At 60.9% G+C, this 21,682-nt stretch carries 21 protein-coding genes; 4 read left to right on the top strand and 17 right to left on the bottom strand.

Annotated features, from left to right (window positions below):
* Nucleotides 1-38: 38 nt before the first annotated feature.
* On the top strand, nucleotides 39-1,496 hold the full coding sequence (locus AX768_RS19795) for an aspartate ammonia-lyase (protein WP_062001763.1): 1,458 nt from the start codon (nucleotides 39-41) through the stop codon (nucleotides 1,494-1,496).
* Here the strand turns inward: AX768_RS19795 and AX768_RS32855 are convergent.
* From AX768_RS32855 to AX768_RS19775, 6 genes are all read right to left on the bottom strand, one after another.
* Nucleotides 1,490-1,714: a hypothetical protein gene (locus AX768_RS32855; protein ID WP_144022052.1), complete on the bottom strand. Its 225-nt coding sequence runs from the start codon at nucleotides 1,712-1,714 to the stop codon at nucleotides 1,490-1,492. The genes AX768_RS19795 and AX768_RS32855 overlap by 7 nt on opposite strands.
* 13 nt (nucleotides 1,715-1,727) lie before the next feature.
* On the bottom strand, nucleotides 1,728-1,862 hold the full coding sequence (locus tag AX768_RS34115) for a hypothetical protein (RefSeq protein ID WP_257722384.1): 135 nt from the start codon (nucleotides 1,860-1,862) through the stop codon (nucleotides 1,728-1,730).
* Nucleotides 1,859-2,797, bottom strand: coding sequence for an amidohydrolase family protein (locus tag AX768_RS19790; protein WP_062001762.1), 939 nt, complete (start codon nucleotides 2,795-2,797; stop codon nucleotides 1,859-1,861). Before AX768_RS19790 ends, AX768_RS34115 begins: the two co-directional genes overlap by 4 nt.
* Nucleotides 2,794-4,095, bottom strand: coding sequence for an MFS transporter (locus AX768_RS19785; RefSeq protein WP_062001761.1), 1,302 nt, complete (start codon nucleotides 4,093-4,095; stop codon nucleotides 2,794-2,796). Before AX768_RS19785 ends, AX768_RS19790 begins: the two co-directional genes overlap by 4 nt.
* Nucleotides 4,096-4,187: 92 nt before the next feature.
* Nucleotides 4,188-5,555: an NAD(P)H-dependent oxidoreductase gene (locus AX768_RS19780; RefSeq protein ID WP_062001760.1), complete on the bottom strand. Its 1,368-nt coding sequence runs from the start codon at nucleotides 5,553-5,555 to the stop codon at nucleotides 4,188-4,190.
* A 50-nt stretch (nucleotides 5,556-5,605) separates the two neighbouring features.
* On the bottom strand, nucleotides 5,606-6,964 hold the full coding sequence (locus AX768_RS19775) for a GntT/GntP/DsdX family permease (RefSeq protein ID WP_062001759.1): 1,359 nt from the start codon (nucleotides 6,962-6,964) through the stop codon (nucleotides 5,606-5,608).
* 396 nt (nucleotides 6,965-7,360) lie between these two features.
* On the opposite strand from AX768_RS19775, the gene AX768_RS19770 reads away from it, so the two are divergent.
* Nucleotides 7,361-8,086, top strand: coding sequence for a GntR family transcriptional regulator (locus tag AX768_RS19770; RefSeq protein ID WP_082778947.1), 726 nt, complete (start codon nucleotides 7,361-7,363; stop codon nucleotides 8,084-8,086).
* Between the two features lie 85 nt (nucleotides 8,087-8,171).
* Here AX768_RS19770 and AX768_RS19765 read toward each other — a convergent pair whose 3' ends face one another.
* The 3 genes from AX768_RS19765 to AX768_RS19755 all read right to left on the bottom strand — a co-directional run bounded on the left by AX768_RS19765 (nucleotide 8,172) and on the right by AX768_RS19755 (nucleotide 10,552).
* On the bottom strand, nucleotides 8,172-8,723 hold the full coding sequence (locus tag AX768_RS19765; RefSeq protein WP_197672636.1) for an IS630 family transposase: 552 nt from the start codon (nucleotides 8,721-8,723) through the stop codon (nucleotides 8,172-8,174).
* Nucleotides 8,720-9,226 (bottom strand): helix-turn-helix domain-containing protein, encoded by a 507-nt coding sequence (locus AX768_RS19760; protein ID WP_231941265.1) that lies wholly within the window; start codon nucleotides 9,224-9,226, stop codon nucleotides 8,720-8,722. Before AX768_RS19760 ends, AX768_RS19765 begins: the two co-directional genes overlap by 4 nt.
* A gap of 102 nt (nucleotides 9,227-9,328) precedes the next feature.
* A complete protein-coding gene (locus tag AX768_RS19755) occupies nucleotides 9,329-10,552 on the bottom strand; it encodes an MFS transporter (protein WP_062002351.1) in 1,224 nt (407 codons plus the stop codon).
* 138 nt (nucleotides 10,553-10,690) lie between these two features.
* Between AX768_RS19755 and AX768_RS19750 the strand changes: the two genes are divergently transcribed.
* Nucleotides 10,691-11,638 (top strand): LysR substrate-binding domain-containing protein, encoded by a 948-nt coding sequence (locus tag AX768_RS19750; RefSeq protein WP_062001758.1) that lies wholly within the window; start codon nucleotides 10,691-10,693, stop codon nucleotides 11,636-11,638.
* A gap of 24 nt (nucleotides 11,639-11,662) precedes the next feature.
* Here the strand turns inward: AX768_RS19750 and AX768_RS19745 are convergent, their stop codons facing one another.
* The 4 genes from AX768_RS19745 to AX768_RS19730 all read right to left on the bottom strand — a co-directional run bounded on the left by AX768_RS19745 (nucleotide 11,663) and on the right by AX768_RS19730 (nucleotide 17,154).
* Entirely contained in the window at nucleotides 11,663-12,556 is an 894-nt protein-coding gene (locus AX768_RS19745) for a LysR substrate-binding domain-containing protein (protein WP_231941414.1), read from the bottom strand.
* A gap of 231 nt (nucleotides 12,557-12,787) precedes the next feature.
* On the bottom strand, nucleotides 12,788-14,026 hold the full coding sequence (locus AX768_RS19740; protein WP_062001756.1) for an ABC transporter substrate-binding protein: 1,239 nt from the start codon (nucleotides 14,024-14,026) through the stop codon (nucleotides 12,788-12,790).
* An 80-nt stretch (nucleotides 14,027-14,106) separates the two neighbouring features.
* Nucleotides 14,107-15,594, bottom strand: a complete 1,488-nt coding sequence (locus AX768_RS19735; protein ID WP_062001755.1) for an FAD-dependent oxidoreductase — start codon at nucleotides 15,592-15,594, stop codon at nucleotides 14,107-14,109.
* Between the two features lie 78 nt (nucleotides 15,595-15,672).
* Nucleotides 15,673-17,154, bottom strand: a complete 1,482-nt coding sequence (locus AX768_RS19730) for an aldehyde dehydrogenase (RefSeq protein ID WP_062001754.1) — start codon at nucleotides 17,152-17,154, stop codon at nucleotides 15,673-15,675.
* Nucleotides 17,155-17,593: 439 nt separating this feature from the next.
* Between AX768_RS19730 and AX768_RS19725 the strand changes: the two genes are divergently transcribed.
* Complete coding sequence (locus AX768_RS19725) at nucleotides 17,594-18,250, top strand: GntR family transcriptional regulator (RefSeq protein ID WP_062001753.1); 657 nt, start codon at nucleotides 17,594-17,596, stop codon at nucleotides 18,248-18,250.
* A 4-nt stretch (nucleotides 18,251-18,254) separates the two neighbouring features.
* On the opposite strand, the gene AX768_RS19720 is transcribed toward AX768_RS19725, so the two are convergent.
* The 4 genes from AX768_RS19720 to AX768_RS19705 are packed head-to-tail and all read right to left on the bottom strand — an operon-like array spanning nucleotide 18,255 to nucleotide 21,607.
* Nucleotides 18,255-19,493, bottom strand: coding sequence for an ArgE/DapE family deacylase (locus tag AX768_RS19720; protein WP_062001752.1), 1,239 nt, complete (start codon nucleotides 19,491-19,493; stop codon nucleotides 18,255-18,257).
* A gap of 41 nt (nucleotides 19,494-19,534) precedes the next feature.
* Nucleotides 19,535-20,272 carry an amino acid ABC transporter ATP-binding protein gene (locus tag AX768_RS19715; RefSeq protein WP_062001751.1) on the bottom strand — a complete coding sequence of 246 codons (738 nt, stop codon included), beginning with the start codon at nucleotides 20,270-20,272 and terminating at the stop codon, nucleotides 19,535-19,537.
* A complete protein-coding gene (locus tag AX768_RS19710) occupies nucleotides 20,250-20,939 on the bottom strand; it encodes an amino acid ABC transporter permease (protein WP_062001750.1) in 690 nt (229 codons plus the stop codon). Before AX768_RS19710 ends, AX768_RS19715 begins: the two co-directional genes overlap by 23 nt.
* Nucleotides 20,939-21,607 (bottom strand): amino acid ABC transporter permease, encoded by a 669-nt coding sequence (locus AX768_RS19705; protein WP_062001749.1) that lies wholly within the window; start codon nucleotides 21,605-21,607, stop codon nucleotides 20,939-20,941. Before AX768_RS19705 ends, AX768_RS19710 begins: the two co-directional genes overlap by 1 nt.
* Between the last annotated feature and the right edge of the window lie 75 nt (nucleotides 21,608-21,682).

The raw sequence follows: 21,682 nt of genomic DNA, 5'->3' as shown, positions 1-21,682 counted from the left end.
CATGACCGCTTCAAACCAAAGCACTCAAGGAACACATCGTGGCAGCACAGAAATTTCGCATCGAATCCGACCTGTTAGGCGAAAGGGAAGTCCCTCAGGATGCTTATTACGGCGTTCATACACTACGGGCAAAAGAGAACTTCCAGATATCGGGGAGCACCGTGTCGTCATATCCAGAACTGATCGTTGCTCTTGCCGCCGTCAAGCAGGCGGTTGCCGAGGCGAACGCAGAACTCGGTCTGCTTTCGCCGGCCTTGTACGACTCGATTTCCGCTGCCTGCATCGAGATCAGAGACGGACGGCTGCACGACCAATTTGTCGTCGACATCATTCAAGGCGGTGCAGGAACATCGACGAACATGAATGCGAACGAAGTCATCTGCAATCGCGCGCTCGAACTGATGGGCCACCAACGCGGCGAGTATGGCTTTCTTCATCCGAACGAGCATGTCAACCTCGCGCAAAGCACGAACGACGTTTATCCCACCGCGCTTCGCATCGCTACTCTCTTTGCGATCGAGCATCTGATCGAAGCAATGACGATACTTCATGCAGCGTTCGCCGCGAAAGCGCTCGAGTTCGCGGGCATGCTCAAACTTGGCCGGACGCAATTGCAGGACGCAGTGCCGATGACCCTCGGCCAGGAGTTCTCGACCTACGCGGTCATGGTGGAGGAAGACATGGCTCGCCTTGGCGAAGCGTCCGTGCTGATTCGTGAGATCAACCTGGGCGCGACTGCTATTGGCACTGGGATCACCGCCCATCCCGACTATGCGCAAAAGGCGCTAGTTGCGTTGAATCGCATCACGGGACTCGAACTTAGCACAGCGCCTAATCTCATCGAAGCGACCCAGGATTGCGGGGCCTTCGTGCAGATATCCGGCGTGCTCAAGCGGATTGCGGTCAAGCTCTCGAAAATCTGCAATGACCTCCGCCTGCTATCAAGCGGACCGCGCGCGGGATTCGGCGAAATCAATCTGCCGCCTATGCAGGCCGGCTCATCCATCATGCCCGGTAAAGTCAATCCGGTCATTCCGGAAGTCATGAATCAGATCGCATTTGAAGTATTTGGCAACGACATTACCGTGACATTCGCCGCCGAAGGCGGTCAGCTTCAATTGAACGCGTTCGAACCGATCATCGCGAGCAGCTTGTTTCGTAGTTTCAAACATCTTACTAACGGATGCACGACGCTTGCTGAGCGATGCATCAAGGGCATCACCGCGAATCCAGAGAAACTGCGTGAAACGCTCGATCGATCGCTTGCTCTCGCGACGGCGCTCAATCCGTACATCGGTTACAAGAACTCGACGTCCGTCGCAGCTGAAGCGAATGCACTGGGAACAACAATTCGTGAAGTCGTTTTGCGTCGAAGACTGCTTACCAAGGCGCAGCTCGACGAAGCGCTGCGGCCGGAAGCGTTGATCCAGCCACGCGTGTACGCGGGCCTGATCAGTCGGGCCGAATCGCCTGTGTCCGGCGATATAGTTCAGTAATCGCGCAGCGCCACCGCTTCGCGAACGCGGGTGTCGCCATGCACCGTCCATCGAGTCGAGGAGTAAGTGTTGTCGAACGCATAACGATGGCGGCCGTGCTGGCGGTACTGATAAGTTTGCCAATCTCGCGACCACGCCCTTGCGATACCCGCCATACCGATCGTCGAGGTAAAGGACCACTTGCCCTTCCACTCGGTTTGTAGAGGAGGCTTGAACATATTGGGCAGTGATTCAGGTCGTCGCTGGAATCGTGTCGTATTCGTCGGTAAGCCACGGGAACGTGCCGTCGGAGAGGTCCCAGAAATGATGATGAGCATCGAAGATGGGAAGGTCGAAGCCCAGTTCGTTGTGCGGCTGCGAGGTCATGAGGCGTTCCTTGTTTTCGGTTCCGTCAGACCGCTCGGGCGATACACCCGCGCGGCGGTACCGTGGAAAAATGCACGTTGCTCCGACGGCGGCCAGCCGCTTACGAGCTGTTTGAAGCCGCCGATGAGCATGTCGAGCGAACCAAAGAGTTCATCGACGGGAAAATTACTGCCGAACATCAGGCGATCGGCACCGAAGGTCCGGTTGAGCGTGTGCAGCACCGGCTCGTTCGCTTCAACGCTCCACGGCTTGCCCGCCTGGCCAAGCCCGGACACCTTCACCACGACGTTGGGACAGTTCGCGAGTGCTTCGAGTGCGCTGCTCCAGCCCGCGAGCGTGGCGCTCGATCGGTCGCCCGGCACGCCGGCGTGATTCACGATCAGCAGCGTGTCCGGGAAATCCCCGGCAAGCCTTGCAGCTTCGGCGAGTTGCCGCCACGGCGCCTGCAGATCGAAATGCAGGCCGTGCCGCGCGAGCTGACTGTAACCGTCGCGCCATCTGGTATTGGACATCAGCGTGCGGCCCGATGCATCGGGGTCACCCGGTTTGTGGCGCACGCTGCGCACGAGCGCGAAGCGCGCCTGTCCGGCGAGCAGCGATTGAATGTTGTCGTGGTCGAGCCACGCCTGGGCGACCATCGCGTTCGGGCGGCCGGTTGTCGCAGCAAGCTGCGAGACATAGGCCGTCTCGCCGAGCGGATCGTCGGGCGTCCACTCAGCTTCGACATAGACGCTGCCGATGACATCGTGACCGGCGGCATCGCGCAGATAATCGGCCGGCAGATAGTCGTGCTTGATCCGCGAATAATCGCCGTAGCGATGCGGCACGAGCGTGTCGGGCGCAAGCCACGGGTAATGATTTGCGCCGAGGTCCCAGAAGTGCTGGTGCGCATCGATTATCGGACCGTCGTAAAGCGTATGCAGATGCGTGCTCATGCCTGCCCTCCCGGCGCTTTCTGACCGAAGTCGATCAGCAGCGACCCGATCAGATAGGTAAGCGCGGCCGCAGCAAAGAACAGGATGACCGCGTTGTAGCCGCCAGTCATGTCGACCAGCATGCCGACTGCAATCGGTACGATGATCGCACCGCCCGTTCCGGCGAAGTTCATCACGCCGCCGACCAGTCCGACCTGTTCCTGAGGCGCGAGCATGGCGGGAATCAGCCAGTACAGCCCGCCCCAGAGATGGAAAAATACGCCTAACGCCAGGACGGCAACGGCGAGGCGAATATCATCGACGAACGGCAGCGCGAGCAGGCACACGAGCGACATGCCGCCGGACAGCCCGAACAGGATCTTGAACGCGGTGCCGCGCGCAAAGCGCTTTTGCAGCCAGTCGGCGGTCATGCCCGACAACACCTCTCCAATCGCGCCCGCCAGGAAGATCAGGAAAGTTGCAAAGCCCATGCTGCGGATATCGAGCCCGCGTCCCACGGACAGATAGTTCGGCCCCCACGTGACGAGACCGAAAAATACCATCGCCCAGCCGATGCGCCCGACGACCATCGCGGCTATCGTGCCGCGCGAAAGCGGCGCTTTTTTCGCACGTGGCGTTTCCCCGGCGGCGACTTTTTGGGCGCGGATGTGCTCTTTTTCGATGGCGTCGATATGCGGATGTTGCTCGGGTGTATCGCGCAGCAACCGGTACACGATCAGTCCCAGCCCCACCGTCACCACCCCGACGATGATGAACGCCGAGCGCCACGATCCCGACAGCGAGATCAGCGCGCTGATTGCAAGACCGCCGATGGCGGAGCCAAGTGGCGCGCCGCTGTCGATCAGCGTGACGCCGCGCGCGCGTTCGGCCGGCGGCAGCCACGACGCCGTGAGCTTGGTAGCAGCCGGCATGTAGGGCGCTTCGAACACGCCGAGCCCGATACGCGTCAACAGCAAGGTCACGCCGTTGACCGCGAAGCCGGCAAGACACTGAAAGCCGCCCCAAAGTGCGGCGGAGATGCCGATCATGCGGCGCGCGCCGTACCGGTCGGCGGCCCAACCGGCGGGAATCTGAAAGGTGCTGTAGGTCCAGAAGAACGCCGAGAGAATCAGGCCCTGCATGGTCGCGCTGAGATGGAACTCATGCACGATGGAAGGCATGCCCACCGACAACGACATCCGGTCGATGCAGTTCACCGTGTACAGCACGAACAGCAGCAGGACCATGCGCCAGCGCGTGGTAGCGAGGAGCGTCCGGATCGAGTGCCGGGCGCCGGTTGCGTGTATGTCGGTCTGCATGTCTCTTCCTTGTTGATATAAGAACCGCTTTATTTGCTACCGGTTCGCGCCGAGGGCCGCGCGCAACGCGGCGAGCAGTTCGATGGCGGTCCTTACAGCGACGGATTGCGCTGCCACGCGTCGTACAGCGCCGAGCCCTGCAGATCGAGCGCATCGAGCGGCACGAGCGTGCCCTTCGCGATATCCGCCGTCAGGCGCTTGTTCGCCGCGAGATAGAACGGTGCGGCGTTGCCGGCCTTCGCCTGGTCGATCAGAAGCGCGTCGGCGCCATCGATCGTATGGTGATGGCCCCCCATGCTGAGCGTCTCTCCAGCCTTGAAATCGCGGCTCGTGCGCGCAACCATGCGGGCATGCGGCAACTGCTTGCTGCTGCCGGTCGGCCGGCCGGTCAGCACCGCGGAAAAGAGGCTTGCCGGCGTTTCGAGACCCATCAGGTGATACGGCAAGTAGATGCACGCATACCCGCCGTTCTTGTTGACCAGATGTCCTTTCTGGCGCAGCAGCTCCCAGGTTTCGTCGTCCTTGCACCGGACGATGACGAACACGCCGCCGCCGAAGCTGACGTCGTCGGGCCGGCGCAGACAGTTGAAGACATCGACCACGCCCGTGCGCTCCAGAATGCCGCCGTCTTCCTTCGGCACGAAGATGTCCGCAAGTTCGGTCAGGCGTGCGAGCGGATAGTTGAGCGCATCGGCGGCGGGAAGAAGGCCCGTGGAATTGGCGACCACGTTGAGCTCGCAGTAATCCGGCGTCGCGCTCTGGGGCAACATGGCGAGCGCCTTGCTGCGCGCCGCGAGCGTGGCGGGAATGTCGTCGCCCAGTGTCCAGCATGAAGCGAGCGATGCCGCGTGACGCTGATCCAGATACCCGATGCTCTTTTCATCGGGATCGTAGATGAAGTCGTATTCGCTTGATTTTCCCGCTGCAACGACCTCGAAACCAAGCACGCGCGCCCAGGTGACGAGGCCAATCAGGTTGCTCGGCTGGTCGCCGTCAGGCGTCGTGTAGACCACATTGTTTTCGAGCGCCAGCTGGTTCAGATACGGTCCTGCGACCGAATCGGTTTCCTTGGTCGCCATCGCGACATGCACGCCCCGTCTGAGCGCCGCTTGCGCAATCTTGATGCTGACTTCCGGCTGGCCGGTTGCTTCAACGACGATATCGAGCGCTATGTCATCGAGCAACGCATGGTCGCCCACCAGCGCAATGCGGCCGGCTTCGCGAGCAGCGCGGACATCGGCTGCGTTGTTGCAGACCTGCGCGGCGTCGGCAGCAAAGCCAAGCGATGCCAGCGTAGCGAGCGTGCCGTCCAGGTCGAGGTCGCAAAGCGCCGCGATTTCGAGTGCAGGCAACGCACGGCATTGCACCAGCAGCGAACGGCCGAAACCGCCTTTCGGGCCGACCAGCGCCATGCGGATGGTCTTCGTGGCGAGATCGGCAAAGAGGTGTTCGTAGTTCATCGTGGGGCCTTGTGAGGTGTTGAAGGTAGTGGAATTAAAGTACTGCGCTGTCAGCCGACCACGGCGTTGAGCAGCATGATCATGGCGAGGGCAAGCAGTGACTGAAAAGAGACCAGCAGCGTCCAGGTCTTGAGCGTGTCGCCAACACTCAGCCGGAAATACTCTTTGAACAGCCAGAAACCCGAGTCGTTGAGGTGCGACAACATCAGGCCGCCCGAGCTGACTGCAAGCACCAGCAGTTCGAGATTGACGCCGGGTGTCGCGGCCGCGATCGGCGCGACAATCCCGGCCGCTGTCGCGGTCGCGACCGTCGCGGAACCGATCGCTATGCGGATCAGCGCGGCAACACCCCAGCCAAGCAGCAGCGGAGAGACGGACCACTGCGCCGCACCGTGCGCGATGGCATCGCCCACATGGGTTGCGAGCAGCATTTCCTTGAGGCCGCCGCCCGCTCCGAGGATCAGGATCACAACGGCACCGGGCGCCACGCTCTTGCCGAGCAGCTTCTGGATCTGAGCCAGCGACAACCCGCTGCGCACACCTAGCGACCAGATGGCAAACAGCACGGCAATCAGCAACGAGACGATGGGGTCGCCGACCGTTTCCAGCATTTCGCGTGCGAACGTGCCGGTGGGCGCGAAGCCTCGGCCGAAGGTCCGGATCATCATCAGCACGGGCGGCAGCAGGACGGTTGCCAGCACGAGGCCGAATGGAGGAACCGGACGCGCTTCCCTGCTGACGTCCGCAGCGGCGGCGCCGGGGTTGAACATGCCCTCTCCAGGCGTCACGGGCAGAAAGCGCATCGCAAACGAAGTGAAGACCGGCCCGGAGAGAATCGCCATCGGCACCGCGATCACCAGCCCGTAGAAAATCGTGCGGCCGGCGTCGGCGTGAAGCGCCGCCAAAGCCAGCGTGGGCGACGGATGCGGTGGCAAGAGCCCGTGCGAGACATATAGGCCGGCGGCCATCGGAATGCCGATCGCGAGCAGCGGGCTCCTGGTGCGGTTGGCTATAGCGTAGACGAGCGGCACGAGCATCACGAAGCTGACATCGAAGAGATGAGGCAGACCGATCAGCAGCGACGCCGCGCAAATTGCCGCTGGAATCCAGCGTTTCGAGCCGAGGCCAATGAACGTATTTGCAATGCGGTCCGCGCCGCCCGACTCGAGCAGCAGGCCACCGAGCATGGTGCCGAGCCCCACCACGAGACCGACCGAACTCAATATGGAGCCGAAGCCCTTCTCGAAGCTCCTGATTACGGCCGTCGGCGCCAGTCCCGCCGATACACCCAGAAACGCCGATGCAAGAATCAGTGCCAGAAAGGGATGCAACTTGACGCGAGTGATGAGCAGGATCAGCAGGACGAGCGTGATGACGGGTGCGACCAGAGGGTGAAACATCGACTGCATTGAGGGTCCCGAGTCAGGCAAATCGCCGGTTTTTGAGATGATGGGTAGAGAGTAACTAAATTTTGGTATACCAAATAAGATGGTATTTACCCTATCATAGGTGATTGCCACAGGAGCGATTTGAACCGATTTAGGTACGGTCTAATAAATAAGTAATCAACATATTCAATTATTTATATTATTTTTTGAAACGATTTTCTCATGAAAAACATGGTGTCATGTCCACGTCTAACTTGCGGATAGACCACGACGTGAAACTTTCCCGTTATTTTGGTATACCATTTAAGTTACACCATACACGATGTGTTTTCGTCCACTCCGCGATTCCGGAAACGTCCCGCTGCTAAGATGACGGCTGGTTGCTCGCATGCTCGACGCTTTGCATTCAGGTACAACATGACGCTGGAACAGGAAGACGAAAACGACATCCCCGCGGGCATCGACCCGGTCGACGAACTGCTCTCCCAGCAGATCGCGCAGCGCCTGCGCACGTTGATTGCGACGGACGAACTCAAGCCGGGCGAGCGCCTGCGCGAGCGCACGCTCGCGGAACGGCTGCAGGTGTCGCGCACGCCGTTGCGGGAAGCATTGAAGGAACTGGCGGGAGATGGACTCGTAGTGGTGTTGCCCAAGCGCGGCGCCGTGGTGGCCGATCTCGGCGCGCAGCAGATCGGCGAGAAACTCGATGTCCTCGGCGTGATCGAGGCGTTCGGCGGCGAGCGGGCCTGCAGTCTCGCAACGGAAAACGAACTGGCGGAAATCCGCGCGTTGCACCATGAGATGCATGCGGCCTACGAGCGGCGCGACCGGTTAACCTACTTCAACCTGAATCAGGCGATACACAGGAGCATCATTGCTGCGGCGAAGAACGAGACGCTTCAGCAGATGCACGAGCGGCTGAACCGCCAGTTGTATCGATACCGGTTTCAGGGAAGCGTGACGTCCGAGACCTGGCATACCGCCATCGACGAGCACGAGGTCATCATCAAGCTGCTGTCCGCGCGACGCGGCAAAGAGCTGGGCGAATTCCTGCAGCGCCACGTACATAGCACCTGGGAACAGCTTGCACCCGCGGAAAATGACGGAGCACCGGTCGCGGCGGGGAAGTTGTCGGTGGCTTGACTGGAAGTCGGGATGCCAATGGAACCGATTGCTCGCGGTTCGCCGAGTTACGCATCTTTCTATCTTCAAGCCGGCCGATAAGTGTTCAGGCGAAACGGATTTCAAATTCTGAGCCGTAGGCGGCGAGCAGTTTGCCGATCTCAGCATCGATGGTTTCCTTGGTCCAGGTAACGAAACGTCGCCAGTGATACTTTGCATGCTTCCAAACGATTTCGATCAGGTTCAGCTCGGGACTGTAGGGCGGCAGATGGAAGAGCACCATGCGATGCTCGAGAAACCACCGGTCGATCGTTTCCTGCTCGATGTTGTGATGAATCGAGGCGTTGTCGAGGACGACCACCGTCATCAGACCGGGCGAGCCGTCCTTCGCGATCTGGTCAAGAAACTCAACGACGGCGGGGCGTTTGATGGTCGCCTTGCTGACTTCATGCTTCAGAAGGTTGGCGCCGAAATCAAATGCGCCGAGGACCGAGCGTCTGCAATGCGGCCGAGGAACAACACGGTGTGGCTCGCCGATGGGCGACCAGCCGCGTTGCACCGGCGGTGAAGCGCAGAACCCTGATTGGTCAAAGTAGACCAGGCGGCACGCCCCATCACGAGCGGCCTGCTGCAACTTTGAGAGCGTGCCTGCTTTCACGGCGAACTCCAGTTCGTCGCGCTTTTTTTGAGCGAGTAGCGGCCACGTTTGTAGGAAAACCCCGCGCGCTTGAGCGCCACCGACAGCGTTTCCAGGCGGCATGGCAAAGGCTGGCCATGCACCTCCTCAATGCGCAGCGCGATCTGCTTGAGCGTCATCGATTCGGTGCGGGCCGCTTCGATGGCAGTGGCGATCAAGGCATCAGACAACGCGCGAGGCCGCCCGCCTTTATGCCCGGTCAGCAAACCACACAGGCCCCTGTCGTTCCAGGAATGCACCCAGTTGTACACCGACTTGTCGCTCACATCGAGCTCGACGGCGATCTCATGAACCCGTCGGCCGCTGCCAAGCTCCAGCAGACCCAGCCCTCGGGTTCGAAAGTCTTGATGAGGATGCTTGCGCGAGAGTTGTTGCAAGGTCTTCGTCTCCGCTTCGGTCAGTTCAACAGCACATTTCATCGGCAGGCAGGTAATCAGGATGGGATTGCCTGTCAGACTCGCCATTCTGAAATTCGTTTACTCCGCACACTTACAACCGCTTGATGAATTGAATGCTTGTCATGCATTGGACATGCCCGATAAGGTTCGCCGCGCCAGCCTGCGCGCTTACGGTCTTTCCTCAGGCGACAGATGCGAGCGCAGCATGATCGCCAGCGGAAAGATCGCCAACGCGGTCAGAGCCGTGGCGAAAGTGGCGCCGTGTACACCGATCCTGTCGCCAAGAAAACCATAGATGACCGGTGAAATCGTACCGGACGCTATCGTTCCCGTATAGAACAACGCGAAGGCGCGCTCAGTGCGCTCGGGAGCCGCCATTTCCGGAACTGTTCCATAAAGCACGGAAGACGTTCCGTTGAGCATCATGCCCAGGAACGGCAGCAGCACCATGGTGAGCGCCAGTGGCAAAAACATCACCGCGACGATGCAGGCCGCCGTGCCGCCCTCGGTGATCAGCACCGTACCTATCACACCCATGCGTGCGCCAAGCCAGCCGCAAGCGAACTTGCCGGCAGCACCACCTATGAAGACCAGTGCCAGCGCGGTCCCCACCATCGACGGTGAGACGCCTTTTGCCTTGAGCAAGAACGGCAAGAAAGTGAGCAGGCCCATGCGCACGGCCGTATCGAGCACGCCAATCGCGAGCAGCATCGGAAAGCCCGTTCCCGCGTTGTTGCGCCCGTGGCCGGGCGCATCGGCGTCCACGGGTGCGGCGCGTGGTATCGACGGAAAAAACAGCGCGATGACTGCAGCAATCACGCAGCCCAATGCGGACACGATCCACAACGCATGACGCCACGGCATCATGGTCACGAGCAGCGAAATGGCAGCCGGCAGCGCCGATTTGCCGAGGTCTCCGGAGAAATTGTAGATGCTAAGCGCTCCTCTGGCATTGCGACCGTAGGTACGCGAGACGGCGCCCGAGGCGATCGGGTGTTGCGTGCTCGAGCCGCTGCCCGAGATCGCCAAGGCCACGCACAGGCCGAGCAGGCCGCCCGACATGCCGGCAACCGCATAGCCAAGCGCGGCCAACAACGTACCGAGGGCCAGCGTGGCCCGGCTGCCCAGCCACTGCGCCAGGCGTCCGGCCGGCAATTGGAGCGTGGCCATCGTGCCGGCATAGATACCGCGCAGGATGGCGAGGGCGGCGAAATCAAGACCAAAGTCGGACTGCCAGACAGGGAGCAACGCATAGATCATGTCGGTGTAGCCATCGTGCATGGCGTGAGCGACACATGAGAGCCATAGCACGCGCGACTTTGGCGGCGCGAGCGGCTGGCCGGCTGAATCAACTTGGTGTGCGGGCGACGGGGAAAAAACGGGCAAGCGCATAACAATCCTCTTGTTGCCAGGCGACCCGCCAAGGCGAGGTGCCGTGGCGCGTTCTGGCTCCATATGGCAATTTTATGTCCGGACAATCGTGCATTCAATTGAGCTAATATCGCGTCAACGGAGAGAAAAAGTCACGTCATGGCTAGAGACACAGACCCTGCGAAGGACCGGGACAAGCTGCCGCCGCTCAACGGGTTGCGCAACTTCGAAGCGGTAGCCCGGCACGGCAGCTTTGCCGGCGCCGCGACTGAATTGCACGTCACGCACTGGGCCGTCGGAAAGCAGATCAGGATGCTGGAGGACTGGTTCGGCTTGCCGCTGTTCGAGCGCCGTCCGCGCGGCGTGGTCCTTACTGACGAAGGCGCTGCGCTCCTGAACGATGTGACCACCGCGTTCGAGCGCCTGGGCAGCGCGGCGGCGCGCCTGCGCCACGACGAATTTACGCGCCGGGTGTCGGGCATCGTGCGTGTGAACGTGCTGGCGAGTTTCGCGCTGTGCTGGCTGCTGCCGCGCCTCGCAGACTTTCAGGCGCGTTTCCCGGACATCGAGGTGCGGGTGTCGACCACGTCGCGCAAGTTGCGCTATGTCGGCGGTGCCTTCGACATCGGGGTTCGCTCCGGACCCGAGCAAGGCGCCGGCGTCGTGTCGCGCACGCTGATGGCAGACTTGCGTCTGCCCGCCTGCAGCCCTGCACTGCTGCGCCAGCGCCCGATAAAAGCCGTGGCAGACCTGCGCCATCAAACCCTGCTGCATTCCGCCAGCACACGCACAGCATGGTCGCACTGGCTTCGGGAAGCCGGTGCGCCCGACCTGCGGGCCGCCGGTCATGCCGAGTTCGACCACGTGAACCTCCAGCTTGCCGCCGCCGTGGAGGGCTTGGGGGTAACGCTGGCGTCGCTGCCGCTGATAGGGCGCGATATTGCCTCGGGGCGCCTCGTGTGTCCGATTGCGGCGCCGACGTGGCGCGCCCCCGACTACACGCTGGTGGTCAATGCCGATCGCGTCGGCGATGACGCCGTCATGGCATTCGAGCAATGGATCACGCTGATGGCCAGCCGGGAGGCCGGACCGTTCGAGCCTGCTTAGGTCCGCGCGTTGCGCGGCGAACACTCATGCGCTGCCGGTATTGTCGGCTTCATCGCGATAATGCTTTGACGCTTCAAGCAGCCAGTCCCGAAAGGCGCGAATTGCCGGCGATGCCTGCTTCTGCTCCGGCACGACGAAATAATAGTCTTTGGCACCCGGCACCAGCATCTCCCAGGGCACGGTCAAGGCGCCAGCGGCAAGCTCCCCCTGAACATAGGTGCGCGGCACCAGCGCGACGCCAACCCTTGCGCGAGCTGCTTCGATCAACAATGCATACATGCTGAAGCGCGGGCCGCGCAACGCCTTCGAATTCGGCGCACCCGCCAGCTCGAACCATCGGGACCAGGCTTCGGGCCTGCCCGTCTTGTGCATGAGCACAAAATCGAAGAGATCAGAGGGGCCGCCGCACTTCAGTCCGCCGATCAGGTCGGGACTGCACACGGGAATCAGCTCTTCGGTGAAAAGATAGGTCGTGGTTGCATTCGCCCAGACGGGGTGGTCGAAATGGATGGTGGCGTCGAACGCCTCTTCGGAAAAAAGAAATGGTTCTTCACGCGCGGTGACGTTGATGGTGATATCTGGATGCAGGGCCGAAAACTCCCCCAGACGCGGCATCAGCCACTTCAGCGCGAACGTTGGCAGCACCGCCAGCTCGAGCGCGATACGCCCCGTGTCGTAGCCCATCGCGAGCGTCGTGTCCATCTCGAGCTTGTCGAGACTTTGCTGCACGAGAGCACTGTAGGTCTTTCCTGCATCGGTGAGTTGAAGACGGCGCTTGACGCGACTGAAGAGCTGAACTGCGAGGTACTCCTCCAGCAGTGCAATCTTTCTGCTGACCGCGCTCTCGGTCACAGCCAATTCGTCTGCTGCACGGGTAAAACTCAGATGACGCGCCGCGGATTCGAACGCAATCAACATGCTGGTGCTCGGAATTTTTCTGCGCATTGCTTCCCTGCCGGATGGTCTCTTCGACAAGGCCGTTGCGCAAGCACGCAGTCGATAAAGACGAACCCCGTGACGGTGGTGACCGAGTCGCCCAATGTACCGATCAAGTTTACACCAGCCGGCGAGGCGACCCGGTTACCTGAGTCGCCGAGCCTGTCTCGGACCGACGCATGGCTGTGCTCGCGCGATGAGCACGCATCTCGCCTACTGCTTGGCGAAGGTGCAACTGCCCTTCGCTATCGACGGATACGCTTCGTTACCCGGAACGACCTCTCTCACGTTGTAGTAATCCCAGGGTTTCTTCGACTCGGCCGGCGTCTTCACCTGCATCAGGTACATGTCGTGCACGAGCAGACCGTCCTTGCGGATCACGCCGTTTTTCGTGTACATGTCGTTGACGGGCGTCTCTTCCATCTTCTTGATGACAGTGGCCGAGTCATCGGTTCCAGTCGCCTTGATGGCTTCGAGGTAGTGCAGCGTCGACGAATAATCGGCTGCCTGGATCGCCGAAGGCATCTTGCCCATGCGCTTGTAGAAGCGCGCAGACCATTTGCGCGTCTCGTCGTTGAGATCCCAGTACCAGCCCTCAGTGATGTACAAGCCTTGAGCGGTGTTCAGGCCAAGCGCATGGACGTCCGTGATCAGCACGAGCAATCCGGCGAGTTGCTGCTTGCCCGCGCCGAGCAGGCCGAACTCGCGCGCCGACTTGATTGCGTTGATCGTGTCCGAGCCAGCATTCGCCAGGCCGATGATCTTCGCGTGGCTCCCCTGCGCCTGCACCATGAACGACGAGAAATCCGACGCGTTGAACGGGTGCTTGACCGAGCCCACGACCTTGCCGCCGTTCGCCGTGATGACGGCAGAGGTATCGCTTTGCAGCGAATAACCGAACGAATAGTCGGCCGTGAGGAAAAACCAGGTGTCGCCGCCCTGCTTGACGATGTACTTGCCCGCGACGTTTGCAAGCGACGCGGTGTCGTGGTTGTAGTGCAGGCTGTAAGGCGTGCAGTCCTCGTTGGTGATGCGCGTGGTTCCCGCGCCCGTGACGATCGCGATGCGTTTTTTATCGTTGGCGATCTTGATGGTCGCGAGCGCCGTTGCCGAGCCGGAATTGTCGGCGAGCATGTCCACGTGCTTCTGGTCGATCCATTCGCGCGCAGTGCTCGCGGCAATGTCGGCCTTGTTCTGGTGATCCGCCGAGATGACCTCGATCGGCTTGCCGTTGACCTTGCCGCCGAAGTCTTCCACCGCCATCTTGACCGCCTCCACGGCGCCTTTGCCGGCGAAATCCGAAAACGTGCCGCTCATGTCGGTCAGCACGCCAATGCGCACGACATCGTCGGAAATTCCCGGCTGCTGTGCAATGGCTGCCGCGCTGAAGAGTCCAAGTGCAGCCGTACTCAACGCCGCCCCGATCACGCAATGTTTCCTTACCGCTTTCATCTTAGTCTCCGTTGATTCTTGCTCGCCTCGCAGGGCGCTCTTATGTCGGATGTTCCACGCTTTCAACCGGCGCCTGGACGCTACGTCCCGTTCGCCGACGCATGTGACGAAGAACGCGCCGCAGCATGTTCGCCCGCGATCTTGCCGAACACGGCGCCGCGCATGACGGACGTCGCGCCGGTGTACACCTGGTAGTAAAGTCCGGCCGCCTCACCTGCTGCATAAAGACCGGGGATTGGACGGCCGTCGGCGTCGATGACCTGTGCGCTCGTGTTCGTCTTCACGCCGCCGTAGGTGAAGCAGATGCCCGGAATGATCGGGTACGCGAAGAATGGCCCCGTGGCGATCGGACGCGACCAGTTCGACTTCGGAATCTCGAGGCCTTGTGTCGCGAGCCCGTCGACTTCGAGCGGCGAGAATCTGCCTTCAGGACAGGCGGCGTTGTACTCGCGGACAGTCTTCATGAACGCGTCCACCGGCAGCTCGCAGCCTTCGGCCAACGCTTCGAGAGACTCGGCCTGGATCACATGCTGGTCGGTCCGGATGCTGCGCTTCCAGTTCGGCACGTCGTCAATGCGCTTGTCGAACACCACATACACCTTGCCCTTCGGCTGCTCGCCGAACGCCCGGGAGATGTGGTCGTAGTGAACATCGACAGGACCAGGGGCTTCGTCGACGAAGCGCTTTCCAAGCAGGTTGATCAGGATACCGTAGGAAAAATTCATGACCAGCGCCTCGGTCGCGCCTGAACGCGGGTCAAGCGGCTCCGCATGATAAGAGCCAAAATCTCCGGCGGGCGCTGCACCAGCCGCAAGCGCCATCTGAATGCCCTCGCCCTTGTTGTAGTACCCGCCGCGTGCAACCGGCCGCACGAACCTGGCCGCTTGTCCGAGATAACGCGTCATCATTTCCGGATTGCCCTGGAAACCGCCCGACGCAACGATCACGGAGCGCGCGTCGAACTCAAGCGCCTGCCCTTCGGGCCCGGTCGCCTGGAGGCTCATGTCACCATGGCTGTTTTCACGCGCGAGATGGCGCGCCGTGGTGCGGTAGAACACCTCCACGCCGAGTTTTTTCGCCTGCACGAGCAGCGCCTCGATCATCGCAAGGCCTCCGCCGACGGGCATCAGGCGCGGCGCTGCGGCTGTGACGAAGTAAGTCGGCAAGGTATCGAAGCGAATGCCGAACGTGCGCAGCCAGGCTACCGTGGGGCCCGCATGGCTCGACAATGCGAACACCAGTTCTGGATCCGGCATGCCGTGCGCCTTCACATAGGGCGGCCATGTTGCGTACTCTCCGCCCATTGCTTCGACGATATTCGGATCGAGGTTGTCCCCCGCATTCGAGATGAGGCGTTCTTCGAAGTCATCGCTCACTTCGCTTTCGCTCTTCATCCGGAAGTACGCCTCGGTCCAGCGCGTGTTGCCGCCGTATTCCTCTTCGTTCGCGCGCTCGACAATCGCCACCTTCGCACCCGCGTTCGCTGCCGCCACCGCCGCCGACAAACCCGCTATGCCGCTGCCGATCACCACTACGTCGAAGCGTTGCTGCCCGATCGTCTTATCCATCGCTGTCTCCCTCTCCATCGTTCGTGCGAGACGTCCCCGCTTGGGGGTCCGGCCTGCTCAGTGCGACTTCGCCAACGCTCAATACTTGCGGACGAACGGATCAGGCATGTCGAGATCCGTTGAGATCCATACGCTCTTGGTCTCGAGATATTCCTTCACTGCCTCGATCCCGCCCTCCCGGCCAATACCGCTATGCTTGTAGCCGCCGAACGGCGTCGTGAAACTCGTCGACCGGTAGTTGTTCACCCACACGGTGCCGGCCTTGAGGCGCTCGGACATGTACATCGCGCGGTGCAGGCTCTTTGTCCACACACCAGATGCAAGGCCGAAGCGAATATCGTTGGCGATGCGGATTGCATCTTCCTCGTCCTTGAACTTGATCACCGAGAGCACCGCTCCGAAGACTTCCTCCTGCGCGATGCGCATGCTGTTGTCCACATCGACGAAGATGGTCGGCTCAACGAACTGGCCGGCGCCGAAACCTTCGCCCGAACGCGAATTGCCGCCGAACACGCAGCGCGCGCCCTCCGCTTTCGCAATGCCGATGTACTCCATGACCTTGTCGAACTGCGGCCTGGTCGCGACCGGTCCTACCTGCACGTCGGGCAGCGACGGATCGCCGAGCTTCGCCTTGCTGCTGATCGCTATCAGGCGCTCGACGAATTCATCATGGATGCTTTCCTGAAGCAGCAGGCGCGAGCCCGCCATGCAGGTCTGACCGCCTGCGGAGAAAATGCCGGTGATCACGCCGTTGGCCGCGCGGGTGAGATCGGCGTCCTCGAAGATGATGTTGGGGGACTTGCCGCCCAGTTCGAGCGAGACGCGCTTGAAGTGCTGTGCGCCGAGCACGTTGACGGCCTTGCCTCCCGCATCGCCGCCGGTGAACGCAATGCGTGCGACCTTCGGGTGAATCACGAGCGGCTCACCCACTTCCTTGCCGAAGCCAGTCAGCACGTTGAACACGCCTGGCGGGAAACCGGCTTCCACAAAGAGCTTTGCAAGTTCGAAGAGCGAGGCCGAGGTGTATTCGGACGGCTTCGCGATCACCGTATTCCCGGCGCACAAAGCGGGTGCCAGCTTCCAGGAGGTGAGCAACAGCGAGGAGTTCCACGGCGTGATGGTCGCCACCACGCCGAGCGGCTCATAGCGGGTGTAGTTGAATACCTTCGGCTTGTCCATGGGGATGACGGCGCCCTGGATCTTGTCCGCGAGGCCGCCATAGTAGTAGAAGTATTTCGCCATGTAGCGGACCTGCCCGCCCACTTCGCTGCGCAGCTTGCCGTTATCCCGGCTTTCGACTTCGGTCAGCGTGTCCGCATGCTGTTCGATGAGCGCGCCGAGCTTGTGCAGCAGCAGGCCGCGATCCGTCGCCGACATGTGGCCCCACGGACCATCGAGTGCGGCCGAGGCGGCCTCGACCGCACGGCTGACATCGGCTTCATTCGCGCGTGGAATCTCCGCCCACGGTTCACCCGAAAATGGATCGAGCGAGTCGAACCACGTATCGCTCGCCGGGTCGACCCATTCGTTGTCGATGAACAGTTGATATCGTTGAACCATGCTTCGACTCCTGTAAATGCCATTGGATGTGCAGCGATCCGTTCGGACCTTGCGAAAATTATGGCTATCTACAGAGGTCTGCAACAAGCGACGTTTAGTACTGACATGATTCCGAAATGGCATTCATCGAAATGCCCGGAGTGGCTTTCGGAGGGCGCAGGCGGCATTTCTGGATCGCTGTAACGCTTTCCCGTAGGGGCTTGAGAACATTTCGCACTGGCCAATCACATCTTCGGTGAAATGACGAAACCTTACCAACCGGCATGACCCCCACCTCTGGGCATGCTCGGGGAAACACCTAGCTTTCTCATGAAATCCGCGAAGAATACGACGAGCAATCCCGTCTACTTGGAGAAAAGCCGCGCATGCCGCTAGATTTAATCTCGTGCTTGTATCGCATACAATACGTATACCGATACGTTCTCGAGCGCTGAAAAAATTGACATCGTCATTACAAACGAATCCAGAGAAACTGGGCGAACTGGCGTACCAGACTTTGCGCCGGATGATTCTCGACAAAGCCTTGCGCAGTGGCGGCGCAGTCGTCGAGGGACGCCTTGCCGAAGAGCTCAACATTTCCCGCACGCCCATGCGCGAAGCACTGCTGCGTCTCGAAGGCGAAGGGTTGCTGGCAAGAGCGGGAGCCCGCTCGTATTCGGTGCGGTTCGTCAGTGCCCAGGAATATTTCCAGGCCATGAAAGTGCGCGAGCTGCTGGAAGCGGAAGCAATCGGCCTTGCGATCGGCAAGATCGAGAAAAAACTGATCCAGCAGTTGATCAAGAAGGTCAAGGCGCTGCGCAGCGGTCACCAGGAACAGGAGCACTGGCAAGTCGACGATCAGGTCCACACCATGATGGCGCAGGCGAGCGGCAATGACGTGCTCGCCCGTACCATTGAAATCGTGCGCACGAACAGCCGCCTGTTCGAACTGACCACGCCGTTCAATCGCATTGAAGAAGACCGCTCAGAACATCTCGCGATCCTCGAAGCGTATCTGGCCGACAACACCGAAGCGGCTCGCGCAGCGGTTCGCACGCATTTGCAGAATCTGCGCCGCTACGTCCTCGACCGTTTGAGTCAGGACAGCGGCGCGTGATCAATCATGCTGGCGCGAGAAGATCCGCAAGCGCGAGCGCGATGGTCTTCGTCGCCACGCGAAGGTCTTCGAGCGCCACACGCTCGTCTGCGCGATGCCCGTTCGCCTCGAGCAGCGTGCGCGGTCCCGCGCCGTAGATGACAGTGGGAACACCGGCCTCGCAGTACAGCCGGGCGTCGGTATAAAGCGGCACGCCCTCGGTCGGGATATCGCGGGAAAGCGTTTGCCGGGCGGCGCGTTGTAGCGCCGCCGACAAGCGCTCGGCACCCTCGATCGCCCGCAACGGCGACGTGACGAGGATTTCGCGGACATCGACTGAAATGCCCTCGTATCCCGCAACCGATGCCTCGATCAACGCGGTGAGCTGCGGCACGACAGCGCGCGACGTCTCCTCGGGAATCACCCGGCGATCGAGGCGCAACGTCACCTTGTCGGGCACGACATTTGTATTGATCCCCCCTTCTATCAGCCCGACCACGAGCGTCGGATGCTCGATCCCCTCTGTAGCCGAGCGGATCAGTTTCAACGCTTCCCGGTGTTTGTACAGCGCGTTGAGCACGGCCGTTGCAGCTTCGAGGGCATCGTGCCCGGTGTCGGGGCGCGCGGCGTGCGCGGACTTGCCGCGCACGGTCACTTCCAGGTGGATCGCGCCGTTGTGCGCGGTCGTGATCGCATAAGAGAATCCCGCGCAGATCGCATAATCAGGCTTGACGATACCTTGCGCAAGCAACCATGCCGGACCGATCAGGCCGCCGCTTTCTTCGTCGTAGGTGAGGTGCAACTCGACGGTGCCGGCAAGCGTCGCATGACTGTCGATCAACGCCTTCAACGCGAACGCATAAGTCGCGAAATCCGACTTCGATACCGCCGCGCCGCGCCCGATCATCCAGCCGTCGCGGATTTCGGCGCCGTATGGATCGGCGCTCCAGCCATCGCCGGGAGGCACCACATCGCCATGCGCATTCAGCGCGATCACAGGGCCGTCGCCAAAGCGATGCCGCACCACGAGATTCGTCGCGCTGATCATGCCGGCGCGCGTCACATCGGCTTGCGGTACGGGGTGACGTTCAACCTCGAAGCCGAATGATTCCAGCGCGAGCGCGGCCATTTCGGCGTGTCCGGCGCAGTCGCCGGGCGGGTTGTCGGAAGGCTTGCGTACGAGCGCAGAGAGAAACGAAACTTCATGGTCGAAGTGCTGGTCGATCTGCGCAAGCAGCGCCGCGTTGAGAGTGTCTGAGCTCATGTTGTCTGGCGAAGGTGCATGGGTAAGGGACGCAATGACTATCAATGGCGCAGTATCTTGCTCACGAATTCCCGCGTGCGGGTTTCTCGTGGTGTATCGAAGATTTCCTTCGGGGATCCTGTTTCTATCACGTGCCCACCGGCCATGAACACGACTTTCGACGATACCTCGCGCACGAAACTCATTTCATGCGACACGATGAAAAGCGTGATGCCCTCCAGCGCCAGCGCGCGAATGGTATCGAGCACTTCGTTGACGAGTTCGGGGTCGAGCGCGGCGGTGACTTCGTCGAGGAACAACACGTTGGGTTTGAGCGCAAGCGCGCGCGCAATCGCGACACGCTGTTGCTGCCCGCCCGACAGCTCGTCGGGATAGGCCTTGAGCCTGTGGCCAAGCCCCACGCGCGTGAGCAGGCGGACCGCGTTTTCCTCGACTTCCTGCTTCGGCCAGCGCTTGATCTTGAGCGGCGTGATCATCACGTTCTCGAGCACGGTCATGTTCTGAAACAGGTTGTATTGCTGGAACACGATTGCGATCTCGGCCCGCAACGCGCGCACCGTCGTCTTGTCGGCATAGTTCACGAGCTGCCCGTTGATGCGAACCGTGCCGTGCTCCGGCGGCAACAACCCCATCAGCACTCGCAGCAAGGTGCTCTTGCCCGAGCCCGACGGCCCGATCAAGCTCACGATCTCCCCTTTCTCCACCGAGAGATTGATGCGCTCGAGCACGGTATGCGGTCCGTACGAAGCCTTCAGATCAACGATTTCGAGTTGCGGCAAGTTTTCTCTCCAGACGTTTGCCGATCCGTGAAAGCGGATATGACAGTGCAAAATAAAGGATCAGGACGGTGCCATACACAAGCCACGAAGAAAAGCCCTTGTTCGTAAGCACTTTTCCCGCCGATGTCAGCTCCATCACGCTGATCTGTGACGCGAGCGCGGTGTCCTTGATGAACATGACAAAAAAACCGAAGGTTGGCGGCACCACGACGCGCCATGCCTGCGGCACGATCACGAATCGCAACGTTTTGAAGAACGAGAAGTTCAGCGTCAGTGCCGCGTCCCATTGGTTTTTGTGTACCGACTCGAGCCCGCTGCGGATGATTTCGCCGAGATACGCAGATGCAATCAGGCACACGCTCACCAGCGCCACGGCAAACGTGGACAGCTTCGCACCGGAAGACTGGCTGGCGTAGAACACCAGCATGAGGGTCACGAGAAACGGTACGCGCCGAAACAGGAAGCAGTAGGCGAAGGCGATCCATCGCAAGGGGGCGGCCGCGCGCGCACGCGTCACGCGAATGACCGCGACGACGAAGCCGACCGAAAATCCCGCCAGACACCCGATTGCCGAGAGCACGAAGGTCGCGGCCAGACCCTGGGCCAGCAGGAGCAGGTTGTAATAGGAAAAAAGCTGCGCTATTTCGGCCTGTGGAGAAGCGAACATCAGAAGACCTTGATTTTGGCGCGGCACAGGTGCCGTCCGATCATCACCAGGGCGAAAGTGGCGATCAGTGTAATAACGATGTACAAGAGCGCAGCGACGCTGAACGACTCGACTGACAGATACGTCTGCGAACTCAGGTTGAAGGTGCGCCCGGTGAGTTCCTCGACACCGAAGACGGATGCCATGGACGTCCCGAGCGTCATCACGATGAACTGATTTGAGAGCGGCGCAAACATGACCTTCATGACGTGAGGACCGATGACGTAGCGCACGATCTGCGCGGTCGAAAAGCCGAGCACTTCGGCCGCCTCCACCTCCATGTGCCTCACCGATTCAAAGCCTGCACGCTGGATCTCGCAGAGATATGCGCCGGCATTGAAGGTCGCGCCAATCAGAACGGCGGTGAACGGCGACAAGGTCACGCCGATTTCCGGCAATGCGAAAAACAAAAAGAAAATCTGGACGAGCTGCGGTGTGTTGGTCGCAAAAATCACATACCCGCGAACGATGCCGCGCAGCCACGGCGTGCCATAACGCAGCATGGCGGCGCAGACGAGGCCGATCGCCATGCCCATCGCGAACGCGAGCACGGCGATCTGCAGGCTCAGCCACGCGCCGCCAAGCAGATAAGGCCATTGATGAACAATGGGTGCAAAATTCAGGGACATCGAAGAACTGCTCCAGCGTTTGTTGAATTGCGGCTGCGCGTATGGTTGCCGATAAACCCGTGGATCAAACGCCGG

It is taken from the genome of Burkholderia sp. PAMC 28687, assembly GCF_001577465.1.
Classification (GTDB): Bacteria; Pseudomonadota; Gammaproteobacteria; order Burkholderiales; family Burkholderiaceae; genus Caballeronia.
This window is presented reverse-complemented; position numbering and strand designations above follow the sequence as displayed.

Bases quoted from the DNA above. Each gene is read 5' to 3' on its own strand.
- AX768_RS32855 (WP_144022052.1), bottom strand. From the start codon at position 1,714: ATGTTCAAGCCTCCTCTACAAACCGAGTGGAAGGGCAAGTGGTCCTTT.
- AX768_RS19705 (WP_062001749.1), bottom strand. From the start codon at position 21,607: ATGTCCCTGAATTTTGCACCCATTGTTCATCAATGGCCTTATCTGCTT.
- AX768_RS19780 (WP_062001760.1), bottom strand. From the start codon at position 5,555: ATGAACTACGAACACCTCTTTGCCGATCTCGCCACGAAGACCATCCGC.
- AX768_RS19775 (WP_062001759.1), bottom strand. From the start codon at position 6,964: ATGCAGTCGATGTTTCACCCTCTGGTCGCACCCGTCATCACGCTCGTC.
- AX768_RS19730 (WP_062001754.1), bottom strand. From the start codon at position 17,154: ATGGTTCAACGATATCAACTGTTCATCGACAACGAATGGGTCGACCCG.
- AX768_RS19790 (WP_062001762.1), bottom strand. From the start codon at position 2,797: ATGAGCACGCATCTGCATACGCTTTACGACGGTCCGATAATCGATGCG.
- AX768_RS19750 (WP_062001758.1), top strand. From the start codon at position 10,691: ATGGCTAGAGACACAGACCCTGCGAAGGACCGGGACAAGCTGCCGCCG.
- AX768_RS19735 (WP_062001755.1), bottom strand. From the start codon at position 15,594: ATGGATAAGACGATCGGGCAGCAACGCTTCGACGTAGTGGTGATCGGC.
- AX768_RS19745 (WP_231941414.1), bottom strand. From the start codon at position 12,556: ATGTTGATTGCGTTCGAATCCGCGGCGCGTCATCTGAGTTTTACCCGT.
- AX768_RS19740 (WP_062001756.1), bottom strand. From the start codon at position 14,026: ATGAAAGCGGTAAGGAAACATTGCGTGATCGGGGCGGCGTTGAGTACG.
- AX768_RS19785 (WP_062001761.1), bottom strand. From the start codon at position 4,095: ATGCAGACCGACATACACGCAACCGGCGCCCGGCACTCGATCCGGACG.
- AX768_RS34115 (WP_257722384.1), bottom strand. From the start codon at position 1,862: ATGACCTCGCAGCCGCACAACGAACTGGGCTTCGACCTTCCCATCTTC.
- AX768_RS19760 (WP_231941265.1), bottom strand. From the start codon at position 9,226: ATGGCGAGTCTGACAGGCAATCCCATCCTGATTACCTGCCTGCCGATG.
- AX768_RS19755 (WP_062002351.1), bottom strand. From the start codon at position 10,552: ATGCGCTTGCCCGTTTTTTCCCCGTCGCCCGCACACCAAGTTGATTCA.
- AX768_RS19710 (WP_062001750.1), bottom strand. From the start codon at position 20,939: ATGTTCGCTTCTCCACAGGCCGAAATAGCGCAGCTTTTTTCCTATTAC.
- AX768_RS19720 (WP_062001752.1), bottom strand. From the start codon at position 19,493: ATGAGCTCAGACACTCTCAACGCGGCGCTGCTTGCGCAGATCGACCAG.
- AX768_RS19770 (WP_082778947.1), top strand. From the start codon at position 7,361: ATGACGCTGGAACAGGAAGACGAAAACGACATCCCCGCGGGCATCGAC.